At 65.0% G+C, this 26,544-nt stretch carries 26 protein-coding genes; 12 read left to right on the top strand and 14 right to left on the bottom strand.

Annotated features, from left to right (window positions below; genetic code table 11):
- Positions 1-158: 158 nt before the first annotated feature.
- Genes pseF through ACB033_RS19235 form a run of 6 tightly spaced genes read left to right on the top strand, consistent with a single transcriptional unit; the run spans position 159 to position 5,444 of the window.
- Positions 159-854: a pseudaminic acid cytidylyltransferase gene (gene pseF, locus ACB033_RS19210; RefSeq protein ID WP_371140685.1), complete on the top strand. Its 696-nt coding sequence runs from the start codon at positions 159-161 to the stop codon at positions 852-854.
- A complete protein-coding gene (gene pseG / locus ACB033_RS19215; RefSeq protein WP_371140686.1) occupies positions 844-2,100 on the top strand; it encodes a UDP-2,4-diacetamido-2,4,6-trideoxy-beta-L-altropyranose hydrolase in 1,257 nt (418 codons plus the stop codon). The genes pseF and pseG overlap by 11 nt, the downstream gene beginning before the upstream one ends.
- A gap of 6 nt (positions 2,101-2,106) precedes the next feature.
- Positions 2,107-3,153 (top strand): pseudaminic acid synthase, encoded by a 1,047-nt coding sequence (gene pseI, locus ACB033_RS19220; RefSeq protein WP_323900224.1) that lies wholly within the window; start codon positions 2,107-2,109, stop codon positions 3,151-3,153.
- Positions 3,146-4,441, top strand: a complete 1,296-nt coding sequence (locus tag ACB033_RS19225; protein WP_371140687.1) for a motility associated factor glycosyltransferase family protein — start codon at positions 3,146-3,148, stop codon at positions 4,439-4,441. The genes pseI and ACB033_RS19225 overlap by 8 nt, the downstream gene beginning before the upstream one ends.
- On the top strand, positions 4,438-4,698 hold the full coding sequence (locus ACB033_RS19230) for a hypothetical protein (protein ID WP_106551482.1): 261 nt from the start codon (positions 4,438-4,440) through the stop codon (positions 4,696-4,698). The genes ACB033_RS19225 and ACB033_RS19230 overlap by 4 nt, the downstream gene beginning before the upstream one ends.
- On the top strand, positions 4,698-5,444 hold the full coding sequence (locus tag ACB033_RS19235; RefSeq protein ID WP_371140688.1) for a crotonobetainyl-CoA--carnitine CoA-transferase: 747 nt from the start codon (positions 4,698-4,700) through the stop codon (positions 5,442-5,444). The genes ACB033_RS19230 and ACB033_RS19235 overlap by 1 nt, the downstream gene beginning before the upstream one ends.
- Here the strand turns inward: ACB033_RS19235 and ACB033_RS19240 are convergent.
- The 7 genes from ACB033_RS19240 to ACB033_RS19270 all read right to left on the bottom strand — a co-directional run bounded on the left by ACB033_RS19240 (position 5,426) and on the right by ACB033_RS19270 (position 11,699).
- Complete coding sequence (locus ACB033_RS19240; RefSeq protein WP_371140689.1) at positions 5,426-6,787, bottom strand: DUF4910 domain-containing protein; 1,362 nt, start codon at positions 6,785-6,787, stop codon at positions 5,426-5,428. The two genes, ACB033_RS19235 and ACB033_RS19240, sit on opposite strands and share 19 nt — an antisense overlap.
- Complete coding sequence (locus tag ACB033_RS19245; RefSeq protein WP_076362174.1) at positions 6,784-7,188, bottom strand: VOC family protein; 405 nt, start codon at positions 7,186-7,188, stop codon at positions 6,784-6,786. Before ACB033_RS19245 ends, ACB033_RS19240 begins: the two co-directional genes overlap by 4 nt.
- Positions 7,178-7,942, bottom strand: a complete 765-nt coding sequence (locus tag ACB033_RS19250; protein WP_187269057.1) for an AAC(3) family N-acetyltransferase — start codon at positions 7,940-7,942, stop codon at positions 7,178-7,180. Before ACB033_RS19250 ends, ACB033_RS19245 begins: the two co-directional genes overlap by 11 nt.
- Complete coding sequence (locus tag ACB033_RS19255; RefSeq protein WP_076362176.1) at positions 7,939-8,163, bottom strand: acyl carrier protein; 225 nt, start codon at positions 8,161-8,163, stop codon at positions 7,939-7,941. Before ACB033_RS19255 ends, ACB033_RS19250 begins: the two co-directional genes overlap by 4 nt.
- Complete coding sequence (locus ACB033_RS19260; RefSeq protein ID WP_371140690.1) at positions 8,156-9,838, bottom strand: HAD-IIIC family phosphatase; 1,683 nt, start codon at positions 9,836-9,838, stop codon at positions 8,156-8,158. Before ACB033_RS19260 ends, ACB033_RS19255 begins: the two co-directional genes overlap by 8 nt.
- A 97-nt stretch (positions 9,839-9,935) precedes the next feature.
- A complete protein-coding gene (locus ACB033_RS19265) occupies positions 9,936-10,469 on the bottom strand; it encodes an ATP--cob(I)alamin adenosyltransferase (protein WP_011707846.1) in 534 nt (177 codons plus the stop codon).
- Positions 10,470-10,556: 87 nt separating this feature from the next.
- The gene (locus ACB033_RS19270) at positions 10,557-11,699 is read right to left on the bottom strand and encodes a DUF5610 domain-containing protein (protein ID WP_371140691.1); all 1,143 of its coding nucleotides are present in this window, start codon (positions 11,697-11,699) and stop codon (positions 10,557-10,559) included.
- A gap of 170 nt (positions 11,700-11,869) precedes the next feature.
- Here ACB033_RS19270 and trmA point away from each other — a divergent pair, with 170 nt between their 5' ends.
- From trmA to ACB033_RS19290, 4 genes are all read left to right on the top strand, one after another.
- Positions 11,870-13,003 (top strand): tRNA (uridine(54)-C5)-methyltransferase TrmA, encoded by a 1,134-nt coding sequence (gene trmA, locus ACB033_RS19275; protein WP_371140692.1) that lies wholly within the window; start codon positions 11,870-11,872, stop codon positions 13,001-13,003.
- A 243-nt stretch (positions 13,004-13,246) separates the two neighbouring features.
- Positions 13,247-13,957, top strand: a complete 711-nt coding sequence (gene rstA, locus ACB033_RS19280) for a two-component system response regulator RstA (protein WP_162519985.1) — start codon at positions 13,247-13,249, stop codon at positions 13,955-13,957.
- Between the two features lie 116 nt (positions 13,958-14,073).
- Positions 14,074-15,399, top strand: coding sequence for a two-component system sensor histidine kinase RstB (rstB, locus tag ACB033_RS19285; RefSeq protein ID WP_139726368.1), 1,326 nt, complete (start codon positions 14,074-14,076; stop codon positions 15,397-15,399).
- A 54-nt stretch (positions 15,400-15,453) separates the two neighbouring features.
- Positions 15,454-15,636: a hypothetical protein gene (locus tag ACB033_RS19290; protein WP_010635722.1), complete on the top strand. Its 183-nt coding sequence runs from the start codon at positions 15,454-15,456 to the stop codon at positions 15,634-15,636.
- A 76-nt stretch (positions 15,637-15,712) separates the two neighbouring features.
- Here ACB033_RS19290 and ACB033_RS19295 read toward each other — a convergent pair whose 3' ends face one another.
- The 3 genes from ACB033_RS19295 to rpmE form a co-directional block, all read right to left on the bottom strand.
- Entirely contained in the window at positions 15,713-16,969 is a 1,257-nt protein-coding gene (locus ACB033_RS19295) for a malic enzyme-like NAD(P)-binding protein (RefSeq protein WP_139726369.1), read from the bottom strand.
- 180 nt (positions 16,970-17,149) lie between these two features.
- Positions 17,150-18,583, bottom strand: coding sequence for a DUF2867 domain-containing protein (locus tag ACB033_RS19300; RefSeq protein WP_139726370.1), 1,434 nt, complete (start codon positions 18,581-18,583; stop codon positions 17,150-17,152).
- A gap of 127 nt (positions 18,584-18,710) precedes the next feature.
- Positions 18,711-18,926 (bottom strand): 50S ribosomal protein L31, encoded by a 216-nt coding sequence (gene rpmE, locus ACB033_RS19305; RefSeq protein ID WP_005306787.1) that lies wholly within the window; start codon positions 18,924-18,926, stop codon positions 18,711-18,713.
- 148 nt (positions 18,927-19,074) lie between these two features.
- Here rpmE and priA point away from each other — a divergent pair, with 148 nt between their 5' ends.
- Positions 19,075-21,282: a primosomal protein N' gene (gene priA, locus ACB033_RS19310; RefSeq protein WP_371140693.1), complete on the top strand. Its 2,208-nt coding sequence runs from the start codon at positions 19,075-19,077 to the stop codon at positions 21,280-21,282.
- 56 nt (positions 21,283-21,338) lie between these two features.
- Here the strand turns inward: priA and ACB033_RS19315 are convergent, their stop codons facing one another.
- The gene (locus ACB033_RS19315) at positions 21,339-22,463 is read right to left on the bottom strand and encodes a hypothetical protein (RefSeq protein ID WP_162519989.1); all 1,125 of its coding nucleotides are present in this window, start codon (positions 22,461-22,463) and stop codon (positions 21,339-21,341) included.
- 52 nt (positions 22,464-22,515) lie between these two features.
- The gene (locus ACB033_RS19320; protein WP_139726461.1) at positions 22,516-23,070 is read right to left on the bottom strand and encodes a TetR/AcrR family transcriptional regulator; all 555 of its coding nucleotides are present in this window, start codon (positions 23,068-23,070) and stop codon (positions 22,516-22,518) included.
- Between the two features lie 137 nt (positions 23,071-23,207).
- Here ACB033_RS19320 and ACB033_RS19325 point away from each other — a divergent pair, with 137 nt between their 5' ends.
- Entirely contained in the window at positions 23,208-23,606 is a 399-nt protein-coding gene (locus ACB033_RS19325) for an HPP family protein (RefSeq protein WP_185450496.1), read from the top strand.
- Positions 23,607-23,656: 50 nt separating this feature from the next.
- Here the strand turns inward: ACB033_RS19325 and ompA are convergent, their stop codons facing one another.
- Complete coding sequence (ompA, locus tag ACB033_RS19330) at positions 23,657-24,763, bottom strand: porin OmpA (protein ID WP_139726460.1); 1,107 nt, start codon at positions 24,761-24,763, stop codon at positions 23,657-23,659.
- A gap of 245 nt (positions 24,764-25,008) precedes the next feature.
- Complete coding sequence (gene ilvA / locus ACB033_RS19335; RefSeq protein WP_139726459.1) at positions 25,009-26,529, bottom strand: threonine ammonia-lyase, biosynthetic; 1,521 nt, start codon at positions 26,527-26,529, stop codon at positions 25,009-25,011.
- Positions 26,530-26,544 lie beyond the last annotated feature (15 nt).

A 26,544-nucleotide genomic window follows, 5' to 3' on the forward strand; every position in this document is an offset into this window, starting at 1 on the left:
CCCATCACTTGCCCATGTTATCGACCATCGCCGGGCAATTCCGTAGCAAAGCTCAATAATATAAGATGAAAACTCGGTATAATCTCAAAAATAATCAACGAGTTGTCATCAATTATCCGGCCCGGCGACCACGTCGGGCTCCTCAGGGAGAGAGCATCATGGCCATCGCCATCATCCCGGCACGGGGCGGCAGCAAGCGCATTCCCCGCAAGAACATCCGCCCCTTCTGCGGCTTGCCCATGATTGCCTACGCCATTGAGGCGGCCAGAGACTCGGGCTGTTTCAGTCGGGTTGTGGTCTCCACCGATGACCCGGAGATCGCCGAGGTGGCCCGTCGCCTCGGGGCTGACGTGCCCTTCCTGCGGGGCGCCGCGCTGGCCGATGACCATACCGGCACCACCCCTGTGGTGATCGACACCATCCAGCGGCTCGACCAGCTCGGCATCCAGGCAGAGCACTACTGCTGCATCTATGCCACAGTGCCGCTGATCCAGGCCGATGACCTGAAGGCCGCCTATCAGCGGCTGATCGCCAGCCAGGCTCCCTTCGTCTACACGGTGGCCGAATTCGGCTTCCCGATCCAGCGGGCGGTGCGCATGGACGAACAGGGCCGGGTCACGCCGTTCTGGCCGGAGCAGATGGCGAAACGCTCCCAGGATCTGGAGCCCGCCTATCAGGATGCCGGCCAATTCTACTGGGGCAGTCGCGCGGCCTGGCTGGGAGGGATCAGCCCGGTGGGGGGAGAGGGGATTGGCCACATATTGCCGCGGCACAGGGTGGTCGACATCGACACGCCGGAAGATTGGCACCTGGCCGAACTGCTCTATCAAGTGCTGGCCCAAGATGACGTTTAAAGTTGCCTTCCGGCTCGACGCCGGCGCCGAAATAGGGCTGGGCCACCTGATGCGTTGCCTGGCCATCGCCGATCGGCTGCACGCAGCCGGGGCCGAGTGCCACTTCCTCTGCCACGATCTGCCGGCGCACCTGCTGTCACTGCTGCGGCCCCATCACCATCATCCCCTGAGCGCGTTCGATGACGCTGGTGCCCTGCCTCGCCTGCAGCCCGATTGGCTGGTGTTCGATCACTACCAGATTGACCAGCGGCTCGAAACCCAGCTGGCCGCCCACTGCCGCCGCGAGCTGGTGATCGATGATCTGGCCGACCGACCGCACCACTGCCAGCTGCTGCTGGATCAGGGCCCCTTGCGCCGCGCCGCCGATTACCAGCCGCTCACCCCCGCCGATTGCCGGCTGCTGCTGGGCACCGACTATGCCCTGCTGCGCCCCGCCTATCGCCAGCTGGCGCGGCAACACGCCAGTCAGTGGCAACGGGGCCTTATCTGCTTTGGCGGCGCCGACCCGGCGGGTGCCTGCCTCGTCACTCTCAACAGCCTGGCCCGGCTGCCCTGGGCCCGCACCATCCGCTGGACCCTGGTGGCGGGCGGCGCCAATCCCTTCTGGCCCAAGCTGGAGCAGAGAGTGGCCGAACTGGCCGACCTCGATTTGGTGCTGCTGCGCCAGAGCGACCAGATGGCCGACCTGATGAGCCGGCACGACTTCGCCATCGGCGCCGCTGGCGGCATGACCTGGGAGCGGGCCTGTCTCGGCCTGCCGACCCTGGCGGTACCCATCGTCGACAACCAGCAGTTCAACGACCAGGTGATCGCCCGCTTTCAGCTGGCCGAGCGGCTGACCCTGAGCGAGCTGGCCGAGCCAGCACGGCTCCTTCAGGCCCTGCAGCGCCTTGAGCAACAAGCCGACGACTACCGCCGCCGTGGCCAGCAGCAGGTGGACGGGCTGGGACTGGATCGGCTCACCGCCCGGTTGCTGCAACAATCGGATTATCAGTTGTTACCAGATGGCCAACAGTGGCAACTACACCATGATGACCAGCCGCTGCTCACCCTGACCCTGAACGACCAGCAACTGACATGGCAGGCCACCCGGCCACTTCAGCCCACGGAGTGGCAAGAGCTGGCACATCGCTTGCTGACAATTTTCTCCCAATTTCCCCTCTATCTTGCCGAGCCACCGCAGATAGCGCCCCCTGCCCCCTGGCAGTTGGCGCCGCAAGGCTGGCAACTTGGCACAGGAGTCTGAACACAGATGCAGATCGCCCATCAATCCATCGGCCCGGCGCAGGCTCCCTACGTGATCGCCGAGCTGTCGGCCAACCACAACGGCAACCTGGATCGCGCACTGGCCATCATGACCGCCGCCAAGGAGGCCGGGGCCAGTGCGGTCAAGCTGCAGACCTACCGGCCCGACACCATCACCCTCAACAGTGACAGGCCCGAGTTCCAGATCCACGGCGGCCTCTGGGATGGTCACAACCTGTACGACCTTTACGAATGGGCACACACCCCCTGGGAGTGGCATCAGGCCCTGTTTGCCAAGGGGCGCGAGCTGGGACTGACGGTCTTCAGCAGCCCGTTCGACTTCAGCGCGGTGGATCTGCTGGAATCCCTCGACTGTCCGGCCTACAAGATCGCCTCCTTCGAGCTGGTGGACCTGCCCCTCATCCGCTACGCCGCCCAGACCGGCAAGCCGCTCATCATGTCCACCGGCATGGCGAACGAGGCCGAGATCGCCGCTGCGGTCGAGATGGCGCTCAAGCACGGCAACGGCCAGCTGGCCCTGCTGCACTGCGTCAGCGGCTATCCGGCGCCGGCGGCCGAATATAACCTGCGTACCATCCCTATGTTGCGCCAGCGCTTCGGGGTCGAGGTGGGACTCTCCGATCACACCCTGGGATCGGCCACGGCCATCGCCGCCACCGCGCTCGGGGCAACCCTCATCGAGAAGCACTTCACCCTGGCCCGCGCCGACGGCGGGCCGGATTGCGCCTTCTCCATGGAACCGGCCGAGCTTACCGAGCTGGTAGCCTCGGTCAATACCGCCCATGCCGCCCTCGGGGTAGCCGATTACCAGCTCACCGCCAGTGAACAGGGTAACCGCGCGTTTCGCCGCTCCCTCTATCTGGTCAAGGAGATGGCCGCCGGCGAGGTGCTCACCGCAGCGCATATCAAGTCGGTGCGCCCCGCCCTCGGCCTGCCCCCGGCCGATTACGATCGGCTCATCGGCAAGCGGGTCAACCGCAGCTTGAGCGCCAATCAACCGCTGAGCTGGGAGTGGATAGACAACGATGAGTGATGATCTCTTCAACCAGCACGGCAGGCTCATCAGCCAGCGCTGGCCCGCCCTCTGGCCCCGCCTGCTGGCACAGGATGTGGAAAGCCTGCCGGCCGAGCTGACCGAAGGGCTCGGCTCCACCCTCAGCCTCCACGGCATCCAGCTCACCAGCCGGCACGACCGGGTGAAGGAGGCCGAGCTGCAGGCCGCCAGCCTGCCCGAGCAACCTGTGCTGCACCTCTACGGTACCGGGCTTGGCGATCTGCCGCGCGCCCTGCTGGGGCGCAGCAGCCTCAAGCGGCTGGAAGTGAAGATCATGAATGGCGCCCTGTTTGCCCTGGTGCTGCGGCTGCTGGACCAGCAGGACTGGCTGATGGACCCCAGGGTCGAGCTGATGATGGCCGGCGACGAAGGCGAGGTGCGGCTGCCCTTCTTCGCCCTGCCGCCCGAGCTGCTGCTGGTGGAAGATGCCGCCGCCCGCATCCGCGACCGGCTGGTGAGTGAAATCGACTTGCCGTTCGCCCGGGCCAGGTTCGATGCCGAGCACCCCGACGTCACTAGGCGGCTGGCCGAAAACCGCGATCTGCTGGCCAGCGACGGCGATGTGGCCTCCCTGTTTGGTCTGGCTCAGGGCAAGCAGGCCCTGATCGTGGCGAGCGGCCCGACCCTGCAGCACAACCTGGCCACCCTGCAGGCCCAGTTGCAGCGCCGTCGGCAGGACTACCTGCTGATCAGCGTCGATACCGCGCTGGCGTTTTTGCTTGGCCACGGCATCCGACCCGACATCGTCGTCACCATAGATGACGCCATCGACGGCAACCGGCTGCCCGCCGCCCAGTCGGCCCAGACCACCCTGGTCTATTACCCCACGGTTCCCACGGCAGCCCTGCTGGCCTGGCAGGGGCCGCGCAAGACCGCCTACTCCCGCAGCCCCATGTATCAGCAGCTGCGGCAGACGCTCCCCAAGGGCGTGCTGCACTCGGGCGGCAGCGTCATTCATCCCGCCGTGGATCTCGCCGTGCAGATGGGTTGCCACCAGGTCATCCTGCTGGGTACCGACTTCGCCTTTCCCGGCGAGCTCACCCACTCGGGCTGGGCCGACGGTGCGCTCGGTCCCAGCGCCGCGCTGGCACTCAGCTGGGCCCTCGACGGCCATGGCCGGCGGGTCAAGACCAATCCGAACTTTTCCGCCTACCGCACCGAGCTCGAGCGCTACATAGCGCGCCACCCCGAGGTGCAGTTCTGGAACTGCAGCCGGGAAGGGGCGGAGATCGCCGGCTGCCGCTATCACCCGGAGTACGTGCAATGAAAAACGGCCAGATCACCCGCCTAACCGCCCTGGCACACCAGTTTCGGCTGGGGCAGTCGGTCGCCGCGAGTCAGGCATTGCCGGAACTGCTGCAAGAGGTGGTCACCGAGCAGGGCAACCTGCCACCCGGACTGGTAGCCGCCCTGCTGCAGTGCCAGGAGCGCCAGGACTGGCTGGGGCTGGCCGACTACCTCGAATATGAAGTGGTGCACTGCCTGTCGACCCCGACCGGCGACACCACCACAGGAGACCATTGATGATCAAGGCCATTTCCAACGCCTCCGAGCAGGAGCTGTCACGTCGCCAGACCTTCAGCGAGTTGCTGCACGCCAGCCCGCTACCCGCAGCCGAGCTGCAGAACAACCTGGGCCTCTACCTCAAGCGCCAGTCGCTCTCCCGCATCCTGTTCATGCACGAGCTGTATCAGAAGATCGTGCCGGTCCACGGCGTCATCATGGATTTCGGTACCCGCTGGGGTCAGAACCTGACGCTCTTCTCCTCGTTTCGCGGCATGTATGAGCCCTACAACTACAACCGCAAGCTGGTGGGATTCGATACCTTCAGCGGCTTCCCTTCCCACGCTCCGCAAGATGGCAGCGATGCCGCCATCCAGCCCGGTGCCTACGGGGTGACGCCGGGCTATGAGCAGCATCTGGCCCAACTGCTCGCCGCCCATGAGGCGGAAAGCCCGCTGGACCATATCGTCAAGCATGAGCTGGTGAAGGGGGATGTGACCGAGACGCTGCCGGCCTATCTGGCTCGTCAGCCGGAGACCATGGTCGCGCTGGCCTATTTTGACTTTGATCTCTACGAGCCGACCCGCCGCTGCCTCGAGCTCATCAAACCGCACCTGACCAAGGGATCTGTGCTGGCATTCGATGAGCTCAACTGGCCCGCCTTTCCGGGGGAGACCCTGGCCCTCAAGGAGGTGCTGGGGCTGGATCGCTACGCCATCCGTCGCACCCCGCACAACCCGGGACCAGCCTATCTGGTGATCGAGTAGTCCGGTTGCGGGCTGAGGCGACGCAGCAGCCCGGCATCCAGCAGCATCCGCGCCAGCGGCTCTACCCGCCAGAACGGCGCCCCTATGGTCTCGGCAATCTCGAACAGGGTCAGCTTGCCGTCGCTATAGGCCAGCAGATTCATCATCTCTCTCACCTGCCAGCCCGAATAGCGGGTCGACAAGTCCGGATAGAGCCCCCGCTTGCCGAGCTGGGGCTCGCCCAGCACGGTGACCTCGCAGCGCTCGTCCAGCTCCAGACACTCGATGGCGCGGCGCAGCGCCAGGAATCCGCCGGCCAGACCGGCCGGCGTTACCACTGAGAGGTCATCGAGCGAGGTGTGGTACTCGGCATAACAGCCATATCGGCTGCGCATCACCGAGGTGACCGGCAGATCGATGCCGGGCGCGCACAGCTGCCGCTCGTTGGAGCCCCGTTCCAGGAAGCTGTAAGCCTTGTAGCCCGGAGCAAGATGAGCCAGCACATGGCGACCGATGCGATCCGCCAGCGTGTTGCCTTGGCGTGAGGGCAGGAAGGAGTAGCTGCGATCATCGCCAAGGCAGGTCAGGTTGAAGCCGGCCAAGGTGCGCTGCTTGAGCTGGTCCAGATGGCGGGAGAGATAGACGATGGCCCCCAGGGTTTCAGGCACCAGCATCAGCCGGTAGCTGTAGCGACGTGTGGGCAGAGACGCCAGCCAGGCCATCAGGAAGACGCCGACACAGGGGCCGGAGAGCTCGTTGTTGGCCATGGAGGGGTGACAGGTGTAGCTCGACAGCAGGATCTCCTGCTCGCTCTCCCCCGGCAGCACCCAGTCACCATAGGTGAGCGAGCCCGGTGCCAGGGTGGCATCGATCACCACCTGATATTCTCCCTCCGGCAGCGCCTCACGCAATCGATGGGGCAGACAGAATCCCCAGCGACGCTTGTAGTAGGAGGTCACATAGGGAATGGCGTCCGGTTGCTCGGGCAGAGAGTGAAGATGGGGCTGCAGCTCGGCCAGCGAGAGGGTGCAGCGCACCGGCTCCGAGTAGCCGACCAGATGCAGGTTGTGGTCCTGGAAGTCCACCACCCTGCGTCCATCCGGCCCCACTATGTAGGCCTCCCGCACGTTCCACTCGTCAGGCACGGTCCAGTCGAAGCACTCGGTGCCGCTGGCCACTTCATGGATCTGCAGCTCGGGCAGACAGTGCTCGCGCCACAGGGCCAGCGACTGCCGTACCCCGTCCCCGGTCAGGCTGCGGTTGAGCGGAAACAGCAGGGTGAGCAGTCGATGCAGTTGCTCACCGACTTGTGCCTGGTCGTCCCAGTCAGTGGGCAGATAGCCACTCTTGGGTGAAAAACTCATGGGGTGGATGCCTCGATCAATTCGACAATGTGGCCAAGGGGGCTCAGGAAAAACTGGACGTGGGCGCCGCCAAAGGCGATGGCAGGCTGGCTGGGTCCGAGGGGCAGGTGGCGCTGTGTGCGTAGCCGTTCGGCGCTCTCCTGCAGATTGCTCACCCGATAGGCAAGGTGGTTGATGACGTTGCGCCGGGTCTTGAGCACCTGGGCGACCGGGCTCTCCTCGCTGGCCGGGGCGACCAGCTCGTAGCAGAGGCCATGGTCGTCATGCACGAACTGCACCCAGACCCGTTGCAGCGGATCTTCCACCGCAACCGAGCAGCGGCTCAGCCCCAGCACGTCGCGGCAATAGGCCACACCGCTCGCCAGGTCCGGCACCACCAGTCCGATGTGATCAAACTGCATGGGACTCTCCTCCCGCCCGGATCAGGGCGTATGGGGCGGCCGCCAGCAACTCGCTGGCAGCCAGGATGAAGTCGCGGCACGACACCGCCCAGACCGGCACCCGCTGGCACAGCGTCTGGCGCCAGGCACCCCGCTCCTGCAGCAGGGCCACCAGCCGGGAGAGGTCGATTTCGCTGGCCAGCGACAGGTCGCGCACATAGTAATCCGCCTGCCACTCCCGCACGCCGCCGTCTACGCACACCCGGCCAGCAAACATCTTGTGATAGCGGTAGGAGACGGCCAGCCGCTGCTCCACGTAGTGGGTGAAGGTGATGCGGTCGGGGTGGCAACCCAGCCCCAGCAGCCAACCATCCTGCTCAGCCAGCCAGCCAAACGGGCTCTCCTGACCGAAGCAGTCGTGACACTCCCGCGCCACCAGTGCAGGCCCCTGCGGGCCGCTGATCGCCATGCTGAAGACGGGATCCAGTGTGCGCACCACCCCTTCGCGCTGGCGGAACAGCTCCGTCATCAAGCCCACCTTGCTCGGGGTCTGCGCCGGATCGAAGCACTCGTCCGCCATCGGGCTGTAGCTGAAGGTCGGCACCAGCAGGTGCCCGCCCAGCCACTGCTCGAGGCATGTCCAGAAGGCCGCGATACCCGCGGCGTTGCCCATGCCGGCAAACTGGGCCACCACCATGGCATCCGAGTGCACCATCAGGGCGCCGCCTCTGGGGATCCCCAGCTCGGTCAGCGCCTGCTCGAGCGCCTGTTTCACACGGAAACCCCTTTGCGCAGCAGGGCTTGCTGGATGTCGGCCAGGCTCTTCAACTCGGCCAGCTCCTGCGGCTCGAACCGCACGGCATAGTGCTGTTCGACCAGCAACAGCAGGTTGAAGTGACCCAGAGAATCCCACTCGGGAAAACTGCCGAGGGCAGACTGTGCATTGACGCTGGCCTGGGGGAACTGCTGGTGTGCCAGCGCGATAAGGTCATTCATGGGCGTAGAACTCCAAAAACGGGAGAGAAAGAGAGCAGAGATCCAGACTGAGGAAAACCTCGTCCGCCAGCGGCAGCAACCCCGCTGGAGTGGTTATCGGCCGGGTTGGCAGGCTCGCCAGAAAATCCCGTGCCGGCTGGTTGCGGGTGGTGGCAATCAGGCTGATGACCAGCTCGGTCACGCCCTGTGCCCGCAGATGGTTTGCCAGTTGCGCCAGCAGCCAGTATTCAAAACCGCGCCCCAGCACCCGGCAGCTGATGGCCAGGGTATCCAGCAGCGCCCTGCCCTCATCAAGCGAGCGCACCACCAGCAGCGCCGTCATGCCGTGATCGGCGAACCTGTCTCGCAGGCTGGCCAGCCAGACGTCGCCGCCCTCGGCGGCCAGCCGGGCCAGCTCCGCCGCCTGATAGCGGCGGCCGGAGAGGTTGAACTGATTGGTCTTCTGGCTGAGCTGTTCGGCTCGCAACTGGTTGCCCGGGGAGAACGGCTGCCAGTCAGCCTGCAGCGCTAATTGTCGCAGGAAGGCGTGCTCGTCGCCCAGTTGCCGGCGCACCGCTTCGGCCTCGGCCTGGGCCTGATAGGAGTGCTGCCGCAGGCCGTCATCCCAGCTCTGGTGGCGACTGCACAGGGCCGGCAGCGTCAGCAGGGCATCCGGCCAGCTCCAGAGATCGGCCGGCGGGGTCATCACCATCACCTCGGGGCAGTTGGCCCGCACCTCGGCCCGCTCCAGCTCGCTGTCATCCCAGAAGACCAGGCTGTCCATCCCGACATTGAGACGGGCGGCCAGCCGCCGCAACCCCTGGGATTTTGGCTCCCAGCCAATTTCGGCAGCGGCGATCTGCGCCCGTGTCAGCACCATGCCCGGATGCTCGTCAAACAGCCGCCATACATCGTCCGCCAGATTCTTGGAACAGAGCGCCAGCACTATGCCCTGCCCGTGCCAGTGGTTGGCTGCCTGCTGGAAGGCCTGGTAAAGCCGGCCCATCCCGTCCTGCCCCAGCAAAACGCCGCCGACACCGTCTTCGCCGACCACGCCGCCCCACAGGGTATTGTCGCAGTCGAGCACCAGCACCTTGTGGGCGGGTTGCTGCAACCGCTGCAGCAAGGGGAGAATCCACTGCGCCAGGCTGGCCAGACCGGCCATGGAGAAGGGGCAGGACATCAGATAGAGGTTGCGCCGATCGAAGCAGTGCTGGCGGCCATGCTGTTGCAGCCAGAGTGGCAGGTGCAGGTCGTCCAGGCCGGGTTGCTGCAGGCGCAGGCGGGCCATCTGCTGCTCGAACGCACTGGCCAGCACGGCCAGCACGGCAGGGGCCGTGCCATAGACACAGAGCGGCGCATGGCTGCAGGCCCCCACCAGCAGATGATCCTGCGGGCGGCGCTGCAGATGCTGCAACAGAGGCTGGCAGAGCGCGTCGACGAAGGCGGCAACCGCCAGCAGCTGCTCATCCTGCGCCAGACGGCCCCACTCCTGCAGGGTCCGGGCAGGCACCAGATCTTCCCACAGCCAGATGATGATGTGGGTCCCGGCTGCGGCATCGGCGCTCTGGTGCATCAGGGTCTGCAACCACTGGCCGTGGGGGGCCACCTGCACTTCGCCGTATTCAGCCAGGGGTCGCCAGGCGAGATTGCCCGGCATCAAGAACGAACTGCCACTGAGATGAAGCATGGTCATGACCTTCCCCACTGCGCTACCGGAACCATCCCGGTGACCGACAAATGGGATGATCGTGTTTGATCTTCATGAAAAACAAAAGCTTTTTTGGCCGTATTCAGTAGTTGATGCTGACGTAGGGCACCTCGTCCACCTGCCACAGCTGCTTGAGGTAGACGGTCAGCACGAAGAAGAAGTTGGCCAGCAGGTTGGCGAACCGATAGAGGATGGGATCGAAACGCACCCCGCTCTCCTCCAGCCGCACCAGCAGCCGCACCACCTTCTTGCTGCCGCAGCGGCACAAATGCAGGGTCGGGATCGGCTGCGGCCCTTGCGGCAGCACGAAACCGGTGACCCGGCCGCGGCTCGCCTCGTTGTAGTGATCGTAACGCCCCTTCAGCCACGCCAGATCCTCCTCGAAGATGCCGAGCCTGCCGCGCACCGAGCCGTTGAGGTTGTAGATAAGCCGCTGCAACGCCGCAAGATCCGCCTGCATGGGCGCAATCTCGGCCTCCGGAGCCAGGTGTGACAATACGGCGCCCACCTGGCAGCAGAGCTCGTCGGTGGCGATCTCGTAGTCACACTGGAACTGGGTCTCGAAGATGAAGGGGTAGCAAAGCTCGCGCTTGTCTCTGGGCTTTTTCGGGTTCATGGGCTGGCCGGATCGGGAAAAAGGCCAGTTTGCCAGCCCCCGCAGGAGCTGGCAAACGGCCGGTCATGGTCCTCGATTCGAAACGGTTCAGACGCTCTTGCTGCTGGCATCCGTCGCCGGCTGGAACTGGCCGATCATCCGCAGCGCATCCAGCATCCGCTGGTTGAAGCTGGTGAAGCTGCCCACCTGGGCCGGATCGCTCTGGCCACGGGCCGCCAGCACCGCCGGCGTCAACGCCTGCTGCTGGGACGCCGGCAGCAGAGAATCCGCCTGCTGCTGCACCTGATCCAGCTTGGGCAGGTAGTCGGCCAGCGGCTTGAGCATCTCCTGCAGGGAGTGCGCCCCCTGATAGGTCTGGCTCAGCTTGAGGCTCTGCTTGAGCTTGAGCGAATAGGAGACCAGCTGGCTGTCATCCAGCTTCAGCTCGCCCGCCTTCTTCAACAGGTCGTCGAAATTGCCGGAGAAGAAGTTGCCGGCCAGATCGTCGATCCCCTTGACCAGCTTGCCGATGGAGTCCATCTCCTCGCTGCTCAGGTTGCCCTCCAGCGAGAAGCTGAAGCTCTGGCTCGACTTGAGGCTGAACTGGCTGCCGCTGTCATCCTTCTGGGACTTGGTCTGCCAGCTGTCGTTGAAACGCAGCACCACCTTGTCGCCATCCTTGGTCTGGATCTCCAGCGAGCCCTGCTGACGGCTGGCCATCTCGGCCTGGCCCATGTCGGTGGTGGAGACCTTGCCGAAGAACTCCTTCTCGAACTGATCGAGCCCCTCCTGGATCAGCTTGTAGCTCTGATCCATGCCGGTCTTGATGTCGGAATTGTCCGCCCAGTCGCCGAGCTGCTTCCTGGCGTCGCCAAAGCCCTTGTCCACCCCCTTGCGGGCCTGTTCCATCATGCCGGTCAGGCTGTCGTCCGACTTGCCGTCAGCCCGGGCAGCCCCCAGCCGGCCGGTGACGAACTGCAGTACGTTGTCGGCCACCGACTGAAAGTCGAACAGGGTATCCGGGGTCACCGCCTCCGGCTGATCCTGCGCCTTGGGCGCCTTGTAGCCCTGACCATTGATCTCCAGCGCGAACTGCAGCGCCTGCTGCACCAGTACCTGCGCCCATTTCGGCGCCTTGTGCAACGAGACTTCATCCTCGTTGTTTACCGGCTTCGAGTCCGCCTGCTGGGGCGATTTGGGAGCAACACCCACTCCCTTGGGTTGGGCCGCGCCCACTCCGTCGATCTGCATAATGTGTCCTCCCACCATGCCTGTAGATCAGCTATCGGCCTGACTGCACACTTCTTGACCACAAAATACTGGACAATCTGCGGCGGCCTTTTAAAATCGGGCCCCTTTGGGTGGCTGCAGGCTTCCCCCGATTTCGACCCGGCCAGACCGGTGTGCATGTGAGGTAAATCATGACCCAATCCCAGCAGGTTTCCGCCGACCCGGCGCCCCTTCGAACCCCGGCCGATTACCAGGCCCAGCTCGACGAGAAGCGCGAGCGCCTCTGCGGGTTGTTTGCCGACTTCACCCTGCCTGCGCTGGAAGTGCACGCCTCCCCCGCCGAACACTACCGGATGCGCGCCGAGTTTCGCATCTGGCACGACGGTGACGACCTGTATCACTGCATGTATGCGCCGGCCACCAAGGAGATCATCCGGGTCGACCAGTTCCCCACCGCCAGCCGTCTCATCAACCAGCTGATGCCGGTGCTGCTGGAGGGGCTGCGCCCGCACCCCGTGCTGCGCCGCAAGCTGTTCCAGATCGACTACCTCTCCACCCAGTCCAGCCAGATCTGCGTCAGCCTGCTCTACCACCGCAAGCTGGAGAGCGAGTGGCAGCAGGCCGCCGAAGCGCTGCAGGCCGACCTGCGGGCCAAGGGGTTCGAACTGCAGCTGATTGGCCGCGCCCACAAGCAGAAGATCTGCCTGGGGGAGGAGTTCGTCATCGAGCGGCTGACCGTGCAGGGCCGCGAGCTGGTCTACAAGCAGGTGGAAAACAGCTTCACCCAGCCCAACGCTGCCATCAACGAACAGATGCTGGGCTGGGCGCTGGACGTGACCAGGGGGAGCGAGGGCGACCTGCTGGAGCTCTACTGCGGCAACGGCAACTTCTCCATCGCCCTGGCGCAAAACTTTAGCAAGGTGCTGGCCACCGAGATCGCCAAGCCGAGCGTGGATTCCGCCCAGTTCAACATCGCCGCCAACGGCGTCGACAACCTGATCATCCTGCGCATGTCGGCCGAGGAGTTCACCATGGCGATGCGCGGCGAGCGGGAGTTCAACCGCCTCAAGGGGGTCGATCTCTCCGCCTACCAGTGCAACACCATCTTCGTCGATCCGCCCCGGGCCGGCCTCGATGAGGCCACCGTCAAGCTGGTGCAGGATTACGACAACATCCTCTACATCTCCTGCAACCCCGAGACCCTGCAGGCCAACATGCAGGTGCTGGGCGAAACCCACGAGATCGCCCGCTTCGCCCTGTTCGATCAGTTCCCCTGGACTCACCACATGGAAGCCGGGGTCTATCTCAAGCGCAAAGCGGGTTGATGTCACAGGGGAAATCGCTTCGCCCTGTCCGAACCACTCCCCCTTGGGTTCACTACATGGAAGCCGGGGTCTATCTCAAGCGCAAGGCGGGTTGATGCCGCCGGGGCAGAGCCCCCGCTCGACCAGCAAGACAAGACAGGGCCCGCGGGCCCTGTTTGATTATTTATCCCAGTGCATGGGGCGGCCGGAGCCGCTATGCTGGCGGCACGCGCATCCGCGCCACAGTCTGGGTGTCATGCCACCATGCAACGCATTCTTTTTGTTGAAGATGATCCCGAGATAGGCCAGCTCATCAGCAGCTGGCTTGCCCGCCACGACATGGAAGTGCTGCTGGAGCCGAGGGGCGATCGGGCGCTGGCCAGGGTCGAGGCCGAGCAGCCGGACCTGGTGCTGCTCGACATCATGCTGCCGGGTCAGGATGGTCTCTCCCTGTGCCGGGATCTGCGCCCGCGCTTTGCCGGTCCCATCGTCATGCTCACTTCGCTCGACAGCGACATGAACCAGATCCTGAGCCTGGAGCTGGGGGCCAACGACTACATCCTCAAGACCACGCCGCCCCCCGTGCTGCTGGCCCGGCTACGGGTCCAGTTCCGCCAGCAGGGGCAACAGGCCCCGCAGCCCGTGGTCGCCGGCACGCCACCCCAGCGCCTGCAGTTCGGCCGGTTGCAGATCGACGGGCCGGGCCGGGACGTGCGCCTCGACGGCGGCAGCATTTCGCTCTCCACCGCCGATTTCGATCTCCTGTGGGAACTGGCCTGCCACGCCGGCCAGATCCTGGGGCGGGAGGCGCTGTTTCGCAGTCTGCGCGGTCGCGACTACGACGGCCAGGATCGCAGCATGGACGTGGCCATCTCCCGTCTGCGCCGCAAGCTGGGGGACGACACCAGCAACCCGACCCGCATCAAGACGGTGCGCCAAAAGGGTTATCTACTGGTACCCCAGGCCTGGGAATAAGCCCCGCCGAATAATCTTGATGTTCTCTGCTCCCTTCTCCCCTTGCGGGAGAAGGGTTGGGGATGAGGGGGCAACAAGGCAATGCCCAGACGCAATCCAGGCAAGAGGAGAGCCCGATGCGACGCCTGTTTATCCAGTTCTATCTGCTGCTGATCGGCTGTTTCACCCTGGCCATCCTGCTGGTCGGCATGGTCTATCAGGTCACCGCCGAGCGGGCGGGAGATCGCTATCTGGAGCGGATGATGCAGGGCTCCCTCGGCCTGCTCACCGGCGAGCTGGCCCGCTTGCCGGCCGAACACTGGCCCGCCCGCATGGCGGAGCAGAGCCGCCAGCTCACCCTGCCGCTGCAGATCGGCGCCCTCGCCAACCAACCGCTGGCCAGCGAGGACCAGGCCTTCCTGGAGGCCGGCAACATCGTCATCGTCGAGGAGGATGACACCTTCCTGCAGCGCATTCCGGGCACAGATCAGGTGCTGATCGTCGGCCCCGTCCCCTATCTCTCCTACCTGCACGAGCTGCACTGGGTCGACGTGGGGCTGCTGCTGGCCATCGGTCTCTCGCTGGGGCTGCCGATCCTGCTCTGGCTGCGCCCGCACTGGCGCGGCCTGCAGCAGCTCGAACAGACCGCCCGCCGGGTCGGTGACGGTGATCTCTCCTGCCGCACCCGTTTGCCGCCCGGCAGCAGTCTGGGCCGGGTCGGCCGCACCTTCGACCAGATGACCGAGCAGTTGCAGGCCATGCTGGCCAGCCGCAAGCAGCTGACCGATGCCATCGCCCACGAGCTGCGCACCCCGCTGGTGCGGCTGCGCTACCGGCTCGCCATGCTGGATCCCGCCCCCTCGGCCGAGGAGCAGCAGGGGCTGGAGCGGGATCTCGGCGCGCTGGACGCCCTCATCGAGGAGATGCTCACCTACGCCAGGCTCGATCGTCCCGAGCTGCCGCTGCAGTGCAGCGAGCTGGAGCTCGGCAGCTGGGCCGGCAGCCGCCTCGCCGACTGGCAGGCGCTGCGACCGGACAAGCAGCTCGACTTCGTGCGCCCGGCCATGGCCCTGCCCTGGCGCGGCGATATCCGCCTGCTCGATCGGGCGCTGGAGAACCTCATCGGCAACGCCCTGCGCCACGCCGCCGGCCGGGTGACCCTCAGCATGGCGCGCCAGCAGGATCACTATCTGCTGGAGGTGGCCGACGACGGTGCCGGCATCGATCCCGCACTGGCGCCGCAGATCTTCGAGCCCTTCGTGCGGCTGGATCAGAGCCGGGACCGACGCACCGGCGGTGCCGGGCTGGGGCTGGCCATCGTACGCAGCATCGCCCGCCACCACGGCGGCGAGGTGCAGCTGCTGCCAAGCAGCAGCGGTGCCCGTTTCTGCCTGATGCTGCCTGTACATTTGGATACAAACCGTCACCAGTCACTCACTGAACCGCAAGTCGAACAGCCCTAGGATGAAGTCATGGAGAAACGCTCCATGTCATCAACCCGAATGAGGAACTGGAATATGAACAAGCTGATCCCCCTGAGCCTGGCTGCTGTCTTCGCCCTGACCTCCGGCTTCACCATGGCTGCCACCCCGACCAAGGCTGCCGCTCCCCAGGCTACCCAGACCAAGGTCGTGAAAAAACACCACAAGGCTGCCCACGCCAAGGCGCCGGCCGTCAAGGTTGCTCCCAAGACCAAATAATTGACCAGCAAGCTTCCCGTAATGAAAAGGGGCCCCGAGATGGGGCCCCTTCTGTTTTCTGCGCGCTTGCCGTGACTCAACCCAGCATGTAGTCCGCCGGCAGGGCGATGCGGGCGACACCGGATTCCACCGCAGCCAGCGCCACGGCGCGGGCGACGCGCGGCAGCAGACGGGCATCCATCGGCTTGGGAATGACGTAATCCTTGCCGAAGGCGAGCTCGCTCACGCCGGCAGCGGTCAGCACCTCGGCCGGTACCGGCTCCTTGGCCAGGCCACGGATCGCCTCGACCGCCGCAATCTTCATGGCATCGTTGATGCGGCTGGCACGGGCGTCGAGGGCACCGCGGAAGATGAAGGGGAAGCAGAGCACGTTGTTGATCTGGTTCGGGTAGTCGGAGCGACCGGTACCCATGATGAGATCCCTGCGCACCCCGTGGGCCAGCGCCGGCTTGATCTCGGGGTCCGGGTTGGAGCAGGCGAAGATCACCGGGTTGGCGGCCATCAGCGCTACCGCCTCGGCAGGCAGCACGTCCGGGCCGGAGACGCCGACGAACACGTCAGCCCCGTCGATCACCTCCATCAGGGTGCGCAGAGGGGTGTCGTTGGCGAAGCGCTGCTTGTACTGGTTCAGATCGGTACGACCACTGTGGATCACGCCCTGACGGTCCAGCATGAAGATGTTGTGGGGCTTGGCGCCACACTTGATCAGCAGGTCCATGCAGGCGGTGGCGGCGGCGCCGGCCCCCATGCAGACGATACGGCTGTCGCCAATCTGCTTGCCCTGCACCTCCAGCGCGTTGAGCAGGCCGGCGGCGGTGACGATGGCGGTGCCGTGCTGGTCATCGTGGAACACCGGGATGTCGCAGCGCTCGATCAGCGCCTGTTCAATCTCGAAGCACTCGGGGGCCTTGATGTCTTCCAGGTTGATGCCACCGAAGGTATCGGCGATGGCGGCAACCGTGTCGATGAACTGGGCGCTGGTGTCGTGCTTCACCTCGATGTCGATGGCATCGATGCCGGCAAAGCGCTTGAACAGCAGGGCCTTGCCCTCCATCACCGGCTTGGAGGCCAGCGGGCCCAGATTGCCCAGCCCCAGAATGGCGGTGCCGTTGGAGATGACGGCCACCAGATTGCCCTTGCCGGTATAACGGTAGGCATCGGCCGGGTTGGCGGCGATCTCGCGCACCGGCTCGGCGACGCCCGGGCTGTAGGCCAGTGCCAGATCGCGGGCGGTCTCGGCGGGCTTGGTGAGGGCGATGGCGATTTTGCCCGGCACGGGTTGGGCGTGGTAGTCGAGTGCCTGTTGGCGGAGATCGTGCTGCTGATCGGACATGGGGGACCCCGATACGGTAGTGAATGAGTGGTGCATTGGCTCGCCCACGGGCGAGGGCTGGGGATCATAAAGAAAACCACCGGGCTTTCACAGAGGAAAGTATCGCCAACCCGCCAATGACAAGCCAGTAATTAGCATGTCATACCACCCACCAATACCTATTTAGTTATAGATATGGTTTCAATCCATGACGGGGATTCCCGCCCTGGCCTCCGCCTTCCGGGCGATCGCCTCCGTCATTCCCTGGAAGATGAAGAGGTGGAACGGCAGCATGGCGAGCCAGTAGGCCAGCCCCCAGGCCCCCTGCGGATGCCAGTGGGCCGTCACCTTGAGCCGGGTCAGCCCCGACTCCTCCGGCAGTATGTTGAACTCCAGCCGACCGACACCGGGGGCCCGCATGTTGAACAGCAGATCCAGCCTGCGCCCCTCGTCCACCCCGAGGATCTGCCAGGAGTCCAGCATGTCCCCCTTCACGAAGCGATCCGGATTGGTGCGCCCACGGGTCAGCGCCGGCCCGCCGATCAGGTGATCCATCCATTCACGCACCACCCACAGCTGGTTCATGTAGAAGTAGCGCTGCTCGCCCCCCAGCTGCTGCAGCACCTGCCACACCACCTCGGGCGAGGCGAGACTGAGGGCATCGCCGCTGGCGGTGCGGTCATAGAAGCCGTACTCGGGATGGCGCCAGCGCAGACCGAGCGGGGTCTCCTCCCCCCGTTGCTCGGCCCCCAGCCGCTGCTCCAGAGAGAGGCTCTCGGCCAGCGCCTCGTCGAAGCTGAGCAGGGTTTGCGGCAGCAAGGCCCGCAGCGGGCCGTCGTCGGCCGGAATGTCGTGCTTGAGGCCGCCCACCAGCGCCTTGGCCACCGGTTGCGGCACCGAGGTGACGAATTGCAGCCACCAGGCGGAGAGGCGCGGGCTCAGGAAGGGGATGGGAATGATGGGGCAGCGCTTTCCGATATGGGCGGCAAACTTCTGCAACTGCTGCTGGTAGCTGAGCAGCTCGGGGCCGGCGGCGTTGAAGATCTGGCCATCCACCCCGTCGGCCTCCACCAGCCCGCCCAGATAGTGCAGCAGGTTGGACAGTGCAATCGGCGGCGTGCGCGAGCGCACCCACTTGGGTGTCACCATCAGCGGCAGGTTGAACACCAGATCCCGCATCACCTCAAATGCCGCCGAGCCGGGGCCAATGATGATGCCGGCGCGCAGCTCCACCGTCGGTACACCGGCGCCCCGAAACAGCTCGCCACAGTGACGGCGGGAGTTGAGATGGCGGCTGTTGCAGGGTTCGGGCTGGATGGCGCCGAGATAGATGATGCGGCGCACCCCGGCGGCGCGGGCGGCGGCGGCGAAGTTCTTCACCCCCTGCTGCTCCAGCCGGTGAAAGTCGGCCCCTGCCCCCATGGCGTGCACCAGATAGAAGACGGTGTCGATGCCCGCCAGCGCAGGCAACAGGGTGATGGGCTTGAGGCTGTCGGCGAGGCGAAACTCCACCCCGGGCGGCAGCCGGCAGGGGCGCCGCGCCCCGGCAATCACCCGATAACCCAGCTCCTGCAGATGGGGCACCAGGTAAGAACCTATGTAGCCCGCAGCCCCCATCACCAGACAATTCCTCATTCACTCGCTCCTGCTCTGCATCCCTCGTCAACCACACCACCATAGGGCAAAGCGGGCCCTGACAGAACGCCGACCAATAAAAAAGGCGCCCATCGGGCGCCTTTTTCAGAATTCTTCAGAAGTAAAATTACTTCTTGGTGGTCATCGCACCGAAACGCTTGTTGAACTTGTCTACGCGGCCGCCGCTAGAAACTTCTTTCTGCTTGCCGGTGTAGAACGGGTGGCACTCGGAGCACACGTCCAGGTTCAGATCTTTACCAACGGTAGAGAAAGTGTTGATGACGTTACCGCAAGAGCACTTGGCGGTGATGGCTACGTAGTCAGGGTGGATACCAGCTTTCATGGACAACCTCAAAGTAATAGGCCGTGTCGCCATCCGATCTTCTGTCGGACACCACACGATTGTTGAACACAGTTTCAAAGGCTGCGAATAATATAGGAAATGCCTGAGATCAGGCAAGTGGCTTCGCAGAAAAAATAGGCAATCTCTGGTGAATTCTTCCCAAACCCTGGATCTGGTTCGTGTGGCTGTGCCGGTACCGTTACGCCGTCATTTCGACTATCTCTCCCCCCTGCCCTTGCCTGCCCCCGGCTGCCGGGTCGAGATCCCGTTCGGCCCGCAAACCTTGGTCGGACTGGTGGTGGATCACCCGGCCGAGAGCCAGGTATCGCGCAACAAGCTCAAACCCATCAAGCGGGTATTGGACGCAGCGCCGGTGCTGGGGCCGGATATTCTGGCGCTGATGAACTGGAGTGCCAGCTACTACCAGCATCCACTGGGGGAGGTACTGCCCCACGCCCTGCCGGTGCTGGTGCGCAAGGGGGAGCCCGCCGCCTATCGCGAGCTGGAGTTCTGGTTTGCCACCGAGGCCGGCATGGCCATAGATCTCAACGAGCTCAAGCGGGCGGCCAAGCAGCAGCAGGCCCTCGCCCTGCTGCGCAAGGGGCCGCAGACCCCCTCCGCCCTCAAGCAGGAGGAGATCCAGAGTGCAGCACTCAGCGCACTGGAGAAGAAGGGGCTGCTGGAGAAACGCTCGCTGGAGCCAAGCCATGAGGGTGACTGGGCCGCCCGCTTCGAGCCGGGCGAGGGGCTTCGCCTCAACGGCGAGCAGGCGCTGGCGGTCTCTGCCGTCACCAGCCAGAGCGACAGGTTCGGCGCCTTTTTGCTGGACGGCATCACCGGCTCCGGCAAGACCGAGGTTTATCTGAGCATCCTCGAGCCCCTGCTCAAGGCGGGCAAGCAGGCGCTGGTGATGGTGCCGGAGATAGGCCTCACCCCACAGACCATCAACCGCTTTCGCCGCCGCTTCAACGTGCCCGTGGTGGCGATGAACTCGGCCATGAACGATCGGGAGCGGCTCGACGCCTGGCTGGCCTGCCGCGACGGCGGTGCCGCCATCCTGATCGGCACCCGCTCCGCGGTGTTCACCCCGTTTCACGACCTCGGCATCATCATCATCGACGAGGAGCACGACGGCTCCTTCAAGCAGCAGGACGGCTTTCGCTACCACGCGCGGGATCTGGCGGTGATGCGGGCCCATCGCGCCGGTATTCCCATCCTGCTGGGCTCAGCCACCCCGTCGCTGGAGACATTGCACAACGCCCGCAGCGGCAAGTATCACCACCTCAGCCTGACCCGGCGTGCAGGCAACGCCCAGACCGCCCGCCAGGTGATCCTGGACATCAAGAACGTGCGGCTGCAGGCCGGCCTCTCACCCCAGCTGGAGCAGCTGATGGCGGAGCATCTGGCGGCCGGCAACCAGGTGATGCTGTTTCTCAACCGCCGTGGCTATGCCCCGGCCCTGATCTGCCACCAGTGCGGCTGGAGCGCTGCCTGCGAGCGCTGCGACGCCTGGTACACCTGGCACCAGGCCGGGCGGCGGCTGCACTGCCACCACTGCGACAGCGTGCGCCCGCTGCCCCACCACTGCCCCGAGTGTGGCAGCAACGAACTGATCGGATCCGGGGTCGGCACCGAGCAGCTGGAGCAGCTGCTCGGCACCGTGTTCCCGCAATATCCGGTGGTGCGCATCGATCGGGACAACACCCGTCGCAAGGGGGAGCTGGAAACTCACCTCGGCGACATCAAGGCGGGCAAGTACAAGATCCTGATCGGCACCCAGATGCTGGCCAAGGGCCACCACTTCCCGGACGTGACATTGGTAGGACTGCTGGATGTGGATGGTGCCCTGTTCAGTGCCGATTTTCGCGCCGCCGAGAAACTGGCCCAGCTCTACACCCAGGTGGCGGGCCGTGCCGGTCGCGCCAGCAAGCCCGGGCTGGTGGTGTTGCAGAGCCATCATCCGGAACACGCCCTGCTGCAGGACCTGACCCAGAATGGCTATGGCCATTTCGCCGACACGGCACTGAAGGAGCGCCGCCTGCTGGGGCTGCCCCCGTTTAGCTATCAGGGGCTGTTTCGGGCCGAGGCCAACGGCCGCGACGAGGTGCAGCTGTTCCTCGCCCGCCTCGCCGACACCCTGCGCAGCGCCCGCTACCCACATGTGCAGGTGCTGGGGCCCATCAGCGGCTTCATGGAGCGCAAGGCGGGCAAGTTTCGCATGCAGTTGCTGGTACAGGGGCCGAGCCGGGCGCCACTGGCCCAGCTGCTGGATTGGGCGGTGAAAGAGCTGGAGGGGTGGCCCGAGACCAAGCGGGTGCGCTGGAGCCTCGATATCGACCCCACCGAACTGAATTGAGTCAGGTTCTGGTTGCTGAGGGTGAAGCGGCCGGGTTTGCCATGCGGGCGCAGGGTTCAGACCCGCAGGTCGACCTGCTGCACCCAGCCTCCCTTGCCCTGCTCGGTCACATAGAGGCCGGACTGGCGCAACACCCCCTGATTGCCGTTTTCCCCCAGATGGTTGAAGGGGGTGTCGAGGGGATGCAACAGGATGGCTCCTATCCCTAGCTCCACCAGGGCGATGGGTGACTGGTCCGGCTGCCAGAACTGCAGCGCCGAGAACTGGCTGTCCCGCTCGTCCAGCACCCCATTGCCATCCTCATCCAGGGTCGCCAGCTCGCCAAACCCGTTGCCGGAGCGGGCGCCGAACAGCTCGCCGCCGTCATCTATGGTGCCGTTGCCGTTGCGATCCAGCGCCACGAAGCCACTCCCCTCACTCAGGCCGGGCAGGCTGTCCGCCTTGCCATCCTGATCGAGGTCGAAATTGACCCGGGCGTCGGTCAGGCCGGCTATCTTGCCGTCCAGGCTGAGCACCAGCGGATCCTTTAAGGCATTGAGGGTGGTGCGGCGCTGGCTGATGTCGAGCTGGCGCCAGTCCAGCACAAAGCCCAGATCCAGCTGCAGGTTCTGGCCATCCTGGGTCTGCACATTCGCCGCCGCCACCACGTTGAGCTGCTCTTTTTGCAGCAGGCTGTCGGTCACCTCCACCAGCTGATCCGGCTCGGCGGCGGGCTGGGCCCCCTCACCCGTCGGGGCACTCACCCCCTCCGCGCCCTGCTCGGCCGGCTTGATGGGCTCCGGCAGCTCTATCTTGTGGCCCAGCATGGCTTCGATCATCAGCTTGATCAGCCGCTGACGATTGTCGAGCCCGTCGTTAGGGATGCCATCCTGTTCGCTCTTGCCGGTCTCGGTGGACTTGGCCGACGCCGATTCAGGGGCACTCTGAGCCGCACCGGCGGCGCTGCGGCTGGCCATCTGCAGCGTCAGCAGGCTGCTGCGGGTGAAGGTGAGCTGGCTGCCGCTGGCAGCAGCGGGTGCAGAGTCCGCCGGCGCCGTGGCAGGGGACTGCACCTGGCTGGCTGGCGGCACGGGGCCGAGCCGGCGCACCTTGCGGGCCTGGGCCTGTTGCTGCTGGTATTGCACCTCCCCCTGGAGGTCGTAGTGATCGATGCGCATATCTTCGCCCTCGGCGCCATACATCTGGTCAGTTATCGACCAGCTGCCGGGGCGGGCTTAACACCGATTGGCTATATCAGCCGGCAGGCACCTCGCCGTCGGCGCATAACAGCGCCAATGCCAGCGACCTTGCCTGCACCAGTGCCAGCGGTTGCTGATAGCTGTGTGCCATCACCACGGCCCCCTCCAGCAACAGGCAGATGCCGGTGGCTTGCGCCTCGTGGCAATCGAGCCTGGTGCTGACCCAGTCCAGCAGCGCCTGCTTGTGCGCGACCACCAGCTTGCGAACCGGATGGCGAGGATCGGCAAACTCGGCGCTGGCGTTGATGAAGTTGCAGCCATAGAAGTCGCTGCGGCCAAACCACTCCCCGAAGCCGTCGAACAGAGCGTGCAGGCGGCTCTCCCGCCCTTCCAGCCCCTGCAGGCGCGCTTCCAGCAGGGCGAAAAACTCCCGCTCGCGGGACTGCAGCACCTCCTCGATCAGGGCATCCTTGGTGGGAAAATGGCGGTAGAGGGTGCGCTTGGTACTGCCGGCCTCCGCCCAGATGCGGTCGATGCCGGTGGCGTGAAAGCCATGGCGGTTGAACAGACGGTAGGCCGTCTCCATCAGCAGCTGCCGTTTTTCGCTCATCGCGTTTTTCCCCTTGAAGTACACCGATCTGTCTACCTAATGTGCCTAATCACGGCTGACAAACCAAGAAGGAAACCGTGATGACGAGATGGTATGGCCCCTTGTGGGCAGGAGTGGGGGCGGCACTGGCGATAGGTGTGCTGGGCTGGTTGAACATCAGCTGGCATACCGCCCTGATCATGGCGCCCTTCGGGGCCAGCTGCGTGTTGCTGTTTTCCCTGCCGGCGAGCCCGCTGGCACGGCCGTGGAACGTACTCGGCGGCCATCTGCTGACGGCCACCGTCGGTTTGCTGGTACAGGAGCTGCCCCTGCCGCTGGAGCTGCAACTGGCCCTGGGAGTGGGGCTGGCCATCGCGCTGATGCAGGGGCTGGATTTGATCCACCCGCCCGCCGGCGCCAACCCCCTGCTGGTGTTGATGACGGGGCAGCAGTGGCCCTTTCTGTGGCACACGGTACTGCCCGGCGCCCTACTGCTGATCCTGCTGGGTTACGGCTTCCAGCGGGTCAAATGGCAGCGACGACTTGGTACCGGTTAAACAGACGAGGGAGGCCTGGGCCTCCCTCGTCGTTCATGCTGACACCCTGGTCATTGCGCCTGCTGGGAGACCCCCTCCAGTCGCACTTCCACCCGCCGATCCGGTGCCAGGCAGGCGATCAGCGCCGGTCTGGAGCCGCTGCTGCAGTTGTGGCCGGTGATCGGAGAAGACTTGCCGCGCCCCTCGACCCGCACCTTGTCGGCAAACAGCCCCTTCGCAATCAGGTAGTCGGCCACGCTGCGGGCGCGCTGCTCGGAGAGCGCCTGGTTGTAGGCATCGGAGCCGATGCGATCGGTGTGGCCGATCACGGTTGCCACCCCGTCTTTCGGATTGGCCGCCACTATCTGGCTGAACAGAGCGTCGAGCGCCTGGCTGGCAGCCGGCTTCAGGGTCGCCTTGTTGAACTCGAACAGCACGTCCGAGCTCAGGCTGAAGGTCTTGGGCACCACAACCACCGCGGGAGCAGGCGCCGCAGCCGGGGCCGGTACGGGCGCCGCCACTTCGCCGCCCTGCTGACCGAAGCGATAGAGCATGGCGAAGGCCAGCAGGCCGTTGTCCATCTCGATGCCGGAACGATCGAGGGAGGTATCCCCGAGCGGGGTGGTGTACTGGTATTCGAGGCGGGCGGCCCAGTCACGGTCGATGGCGTATTCGGCCCCCAGCGCCCCGACGAACACGGCGCCATGCTTGTTGCCGGTATCCTTGATGAAGTCGGTGGCCGTCTGGGCCGACAGTTCGCTGTTGGTCCAGGCGTAGCCACCGCCGATCCGGCCATAGAGATCCAGCGCATCGTTGACCGGGAACCCTATCTTCATGGTGGTCTGGATCATCTGGCTCTTGGCTTCCCCTTCCACCCTCACCCCGCTCAATTCGCCGGACGAGGTGTACTTGCCGAACCAGTCATAGCCGAATTCGAAGCCCAGGTTGGGGTTGAGCTGATAGCCTGCAAAAGCGCCCAGCCCGAGCGTATCCTTGCTGGTGCTGGTGTTTTGCAACGCCCCCAGGGTGTCGGAGACGACCTGCTTCTGATCCACGTCGAAGAACTTGGACCAGCCGGCCTTGCCGCCGACGTACCAGGTGTTGTCCTGAGCGGCAGCCTGCACGGCCCCGCTGACGAGCAGGCCGCTGACCAGCACGGCAAGTATCGATTTGTTCATGGTAAAAGCCTCTGCAATGAGTCGTGATGGGCGCTCTTGCGCCTCTCTTCCCTGATGGGGCAAACCCGGCCCCGCCCATCAGGTTATCCCATCTGTTGTCAGCCTCAAATGACTTGGGACTCAAGAGTGTGAAGCGCCCGGCATTCCCGGCCGTAAAACGCCCCATGCAGGGGTATCCACGGGTGCGCCGGCAACACCATGAAAAAGGGAGGCCGATGGCCTCCCTCTTGTTGCTTGCAACGCACCTAGCTGGCCAGAAACAGCCGGTAGGCGGGGTCGTCGCTCACCTCTTTCCAGCCGTAACCAATCTCGTGCAGGTAGTCGTGGAATGACGCCACGTCCTCGTCCGGCAGCTCGAAGGCACAGAGCACCCGGCCATAATCAGCGCCGTGGTTGCGGTAGTGGAACAGGCTGATGTTCCAGCGACAGCCCAGAGTCTCCAGAAAGCGCATCAGGGCGCCAGGCTGCTCCGGAAACTTGAAGCTGTAGAGACGTTCACCGAGGGGCCGGGCCGGGCGGCCGCCAATCATGTAACGCACGTGGTTCTTGGCCAGCTCGCTCTCGGTCATGTTGACCACCGGATAGCCGTTGCCACCGAGCTGATCGATGATCTGGCCGAGCTCCTCGTCACCGCCGCTGAGGCGCACCGAGACGAACAGCGACGCCTGCTCGGCATCGGCGTAGCGGTAGTTGAACTCGGTCACCATGCGCGGCCCCAGATTGCGGCAGAAATCGAGGAAGGCCCCCTTGCGCTCGGGGATGGTCACCGCCAGCATGCCCTCGCGCTTCTCGCCTATCTCGCAGCGCTCCGACACGTAGCGCAGGCTGTGGAAGTTGACGTTGGCGCCGGACAGAATGGCCGCCATCCGGCCCCCCTTGACCTGCTCCCGCTCGCTGTAGGCCTTGAGACCGGCCAGCGAGAGGGCCCCCGACGGCTCGGCGATGGCGCGGCAGTCGTCGAAGATGTCTTTGAGCGCGGCGCAGATCTGGTCGTTGGAGACGGTCACCACCTCGTCCAGATACTGGTTGCAGAGGCGGAAGGTCTCCTCGCCGATGCGCTTGACCGCCACCCCGTCCGCAAACAGCGAGACTCGCTCCAGATTGACCGGCTCGCCGGCCGCCAGCGCAGCCTTGAGGCAGGCGGAGCCCTCCGCCTCCACCCCGATCACCTTCACATCCGGCAGCAGCTGCTTGATGTAGACCGCCACCCCGGCGGCCAACCCGCCGCCCCCCACCGGCACGAAGACGTGGGTGAGATGGGTGTCCTGCTCCAGCAGCTCCTTGCCGATGGTGCCCTGCCCGGCGATCACCTCGACATCGTCAAACGGCGGGATCAGGGTGTAGCCCTCCAACTCGGCGAGGCGGCGGCTCTCGCCGTAGGCCTCGTCGAAGCTGTTGCCAAACAGCATGACGTTGCCGCCCTGGCGGCGCACAGCGTCGATCTTGATGTCCGGCGTGGTCTTGGGCATCACGATGATCGCCTTGATGCCGAGCCTGGCGGCCGACAGGGCGACCCCCTGGGCGTGGTTGCCGGCAGAGGCGGCGATGACGCCGCGCTCCTTCTGCTCCTGGGTCAGGGTAGCGATCTTGTGGTAGGCGCCGCGCAACTTGAAAGAGTGAACCGGTTGCAGATCCTCCCGTTTCAGACTGACGTGATTGCCGAGCCGCTCGGAGAGTTTTTTCAGGGTTTGCAAAGGGGTGACCCGCGCCGCCTCGTAGACGGGGGAGAGCAACACCTTGCGTAGATAATCCGCCGCAGAGACCATGACTTATTCCCCCAG

Origin of the sequence: Aeromonas sp. S15(2024) (genome assembly GCF_041402265.1) — a bacterium.
In the GTDB taxonomy this organism is placed as follows: Bacteria; Pseudomonadota; Gammaproteobacteria; order Enterobacterales; family Aeromonadaceae; genus Aeromonas; species Aeromonas dhakensis.

Coding starts and splice junctions, on each gene's coding strand:
- rpmE (WP_005306787.1), bottom strand. CDS start 18,926: ATGAAAGCTGGTATCCACCCTGACTACGTAGCCATCACCGCCAAGTGC.
- ACB033_RS19255 (WP_076362176.1), bottom strand. CDS start 8,163: ATGAATGACCTTATCGCGCTGGCACACCAGCAGTTCCCCCAGGCCAGC.
- ACB033_RS19290 (WP_010635722.1), top strand. CDS start 15,454: ATGAACAAGCTGATCCCCCTGAGCCTGGCTGCTGTCTTCGCCCTGACC.
- ACB033_RS19270 (WP_371140691.1), bottom strand. CDS start 11,699: ATGCAGATCGACGGAGTGGGCGCGGCCCAACCCAAGGGAGTGGGTGTT.
- ACB033_RS19230 (WP_106551482.1), top strand. CDS start 4,438: ATGAAAAACGGCCAGATCACCCGCCTAACCGCCCTGGCACACCAGTTT.
- ACB033_RS19300 (WP_139726370.1), bottom strand. CDS start 18,583: ATGAGGAATTGTCTGGTGATGGGGGCTGCGGGCTACATAGGTTCTTAC.
- ACB033_RS19225 (WP_371140687.1), top strand. CDS start 3,146: ATGAGTGATGATCTCTTCAACCAGCACGGCAGGCTCATCAGCCAGCGC.
- ACB033_RS19320 (WP_139726461.1), bottom strand. CDS start 23,070: ATGAGCGAAAAACGGCAGCTGCTGATGGAGACGGCCTACCGTCTGTTC.
- ACB033_RS19240 (WP_371140689.1), bottom strand. CDS start 6,787: ATGAGTTTTTCACCCAAGAGTGGCTATCTGCCCACTGACTGGGACGAC.
- pseG (WP_371140686.1), top strand. CDS start 844: ATGACGTTTAAAGTTGCCTTCCGGCTCGACGCCGGCGCCGAAATAGGG.
- rstA (WP_162519985.1), top strand. CDS start 13,247: ATGCAACGCATTCTTTTTGTTGAAGATGATCCCGAGATAGGCCAGCTC.
- ACB033_RS19260 (WP_371140690.1), bottom strand. CDS start 9,838: ATGACCATGCTTCATCTCAGTGGCAGTTCGTTCTTGATGCCGGGCAAT.
- ACB033_RS19245 (WP_076362174.1), bottom strand. CDS start 7,188: ATGCAGTTTGATCACATCGGACTGGTGGTGCCGGACCTGGCGAGCGGT.
- ompA (WP_139726460.1), bottom strand. CDS start 24,763: ATGAACAAATCGATACTTGCCGTGCTGGTCAGCGGCCTGCTCGTCAGC.
- rstB (WP_139726368.1), top strand. CDS start 14,074: ATGCGACGCCTGTTTATCCAGTTCTATCTGCTGCTGATCGGCTGTTTC.
- ilvA (WP_139726459.1), bottom strand. CDS start 26,529: ATGGTCTCTGCGGCGGATTATCTACGCAAGGTGTTGCTCTCCCCCGTC.
- ACB033_RS19235 (WP_371140688.1), top strand. CDS start 4,698: ATGATCAAGGCCATTTCCAACGCCTCCGAGCAGGAGCTGTCACGTCGC.
- ACB033_RS19295 (WP_139726369.1), bottom strand. CDS start 16,969: ATGTCCGATCAGCAGCACGATCTCCGCCAACAGGCACTCGACTACCAC.
- ACB033_RS19315 (WP_162519989.1), bottom strand. CDS start 22,463: ATGTATGGCGCCGAGGGCGAAGATATGCGCATCGATCACTACGACCTC.
- ACB033_RS19265 (WP_011707846.1), bottom strand. CDS start 10,469: ATGAACCCGAAAAAGCCCAGAGACAAGCGCGAGCTTTGCTACCCCTTC.
- pseF (WP_371140685.1), top strand. CDS start 159: ATGGCCATCGCCATCATCCCGGCACGGGGCGGCAGCAAGCGCATTCCC.
- pseI (WP_323900224.1), top strand. CDS start 2,107: ATGCAGATCGCCCATCAATCCATCGGCCCGGCGCAGGCTCCCTACGTG.
- trmA (WP_371140692.1), top strand. CDS start 11,870: ATGACCCAATCCCAGCAGGTTTCCGCCGACCCGGCGCCCCTTCGAACC.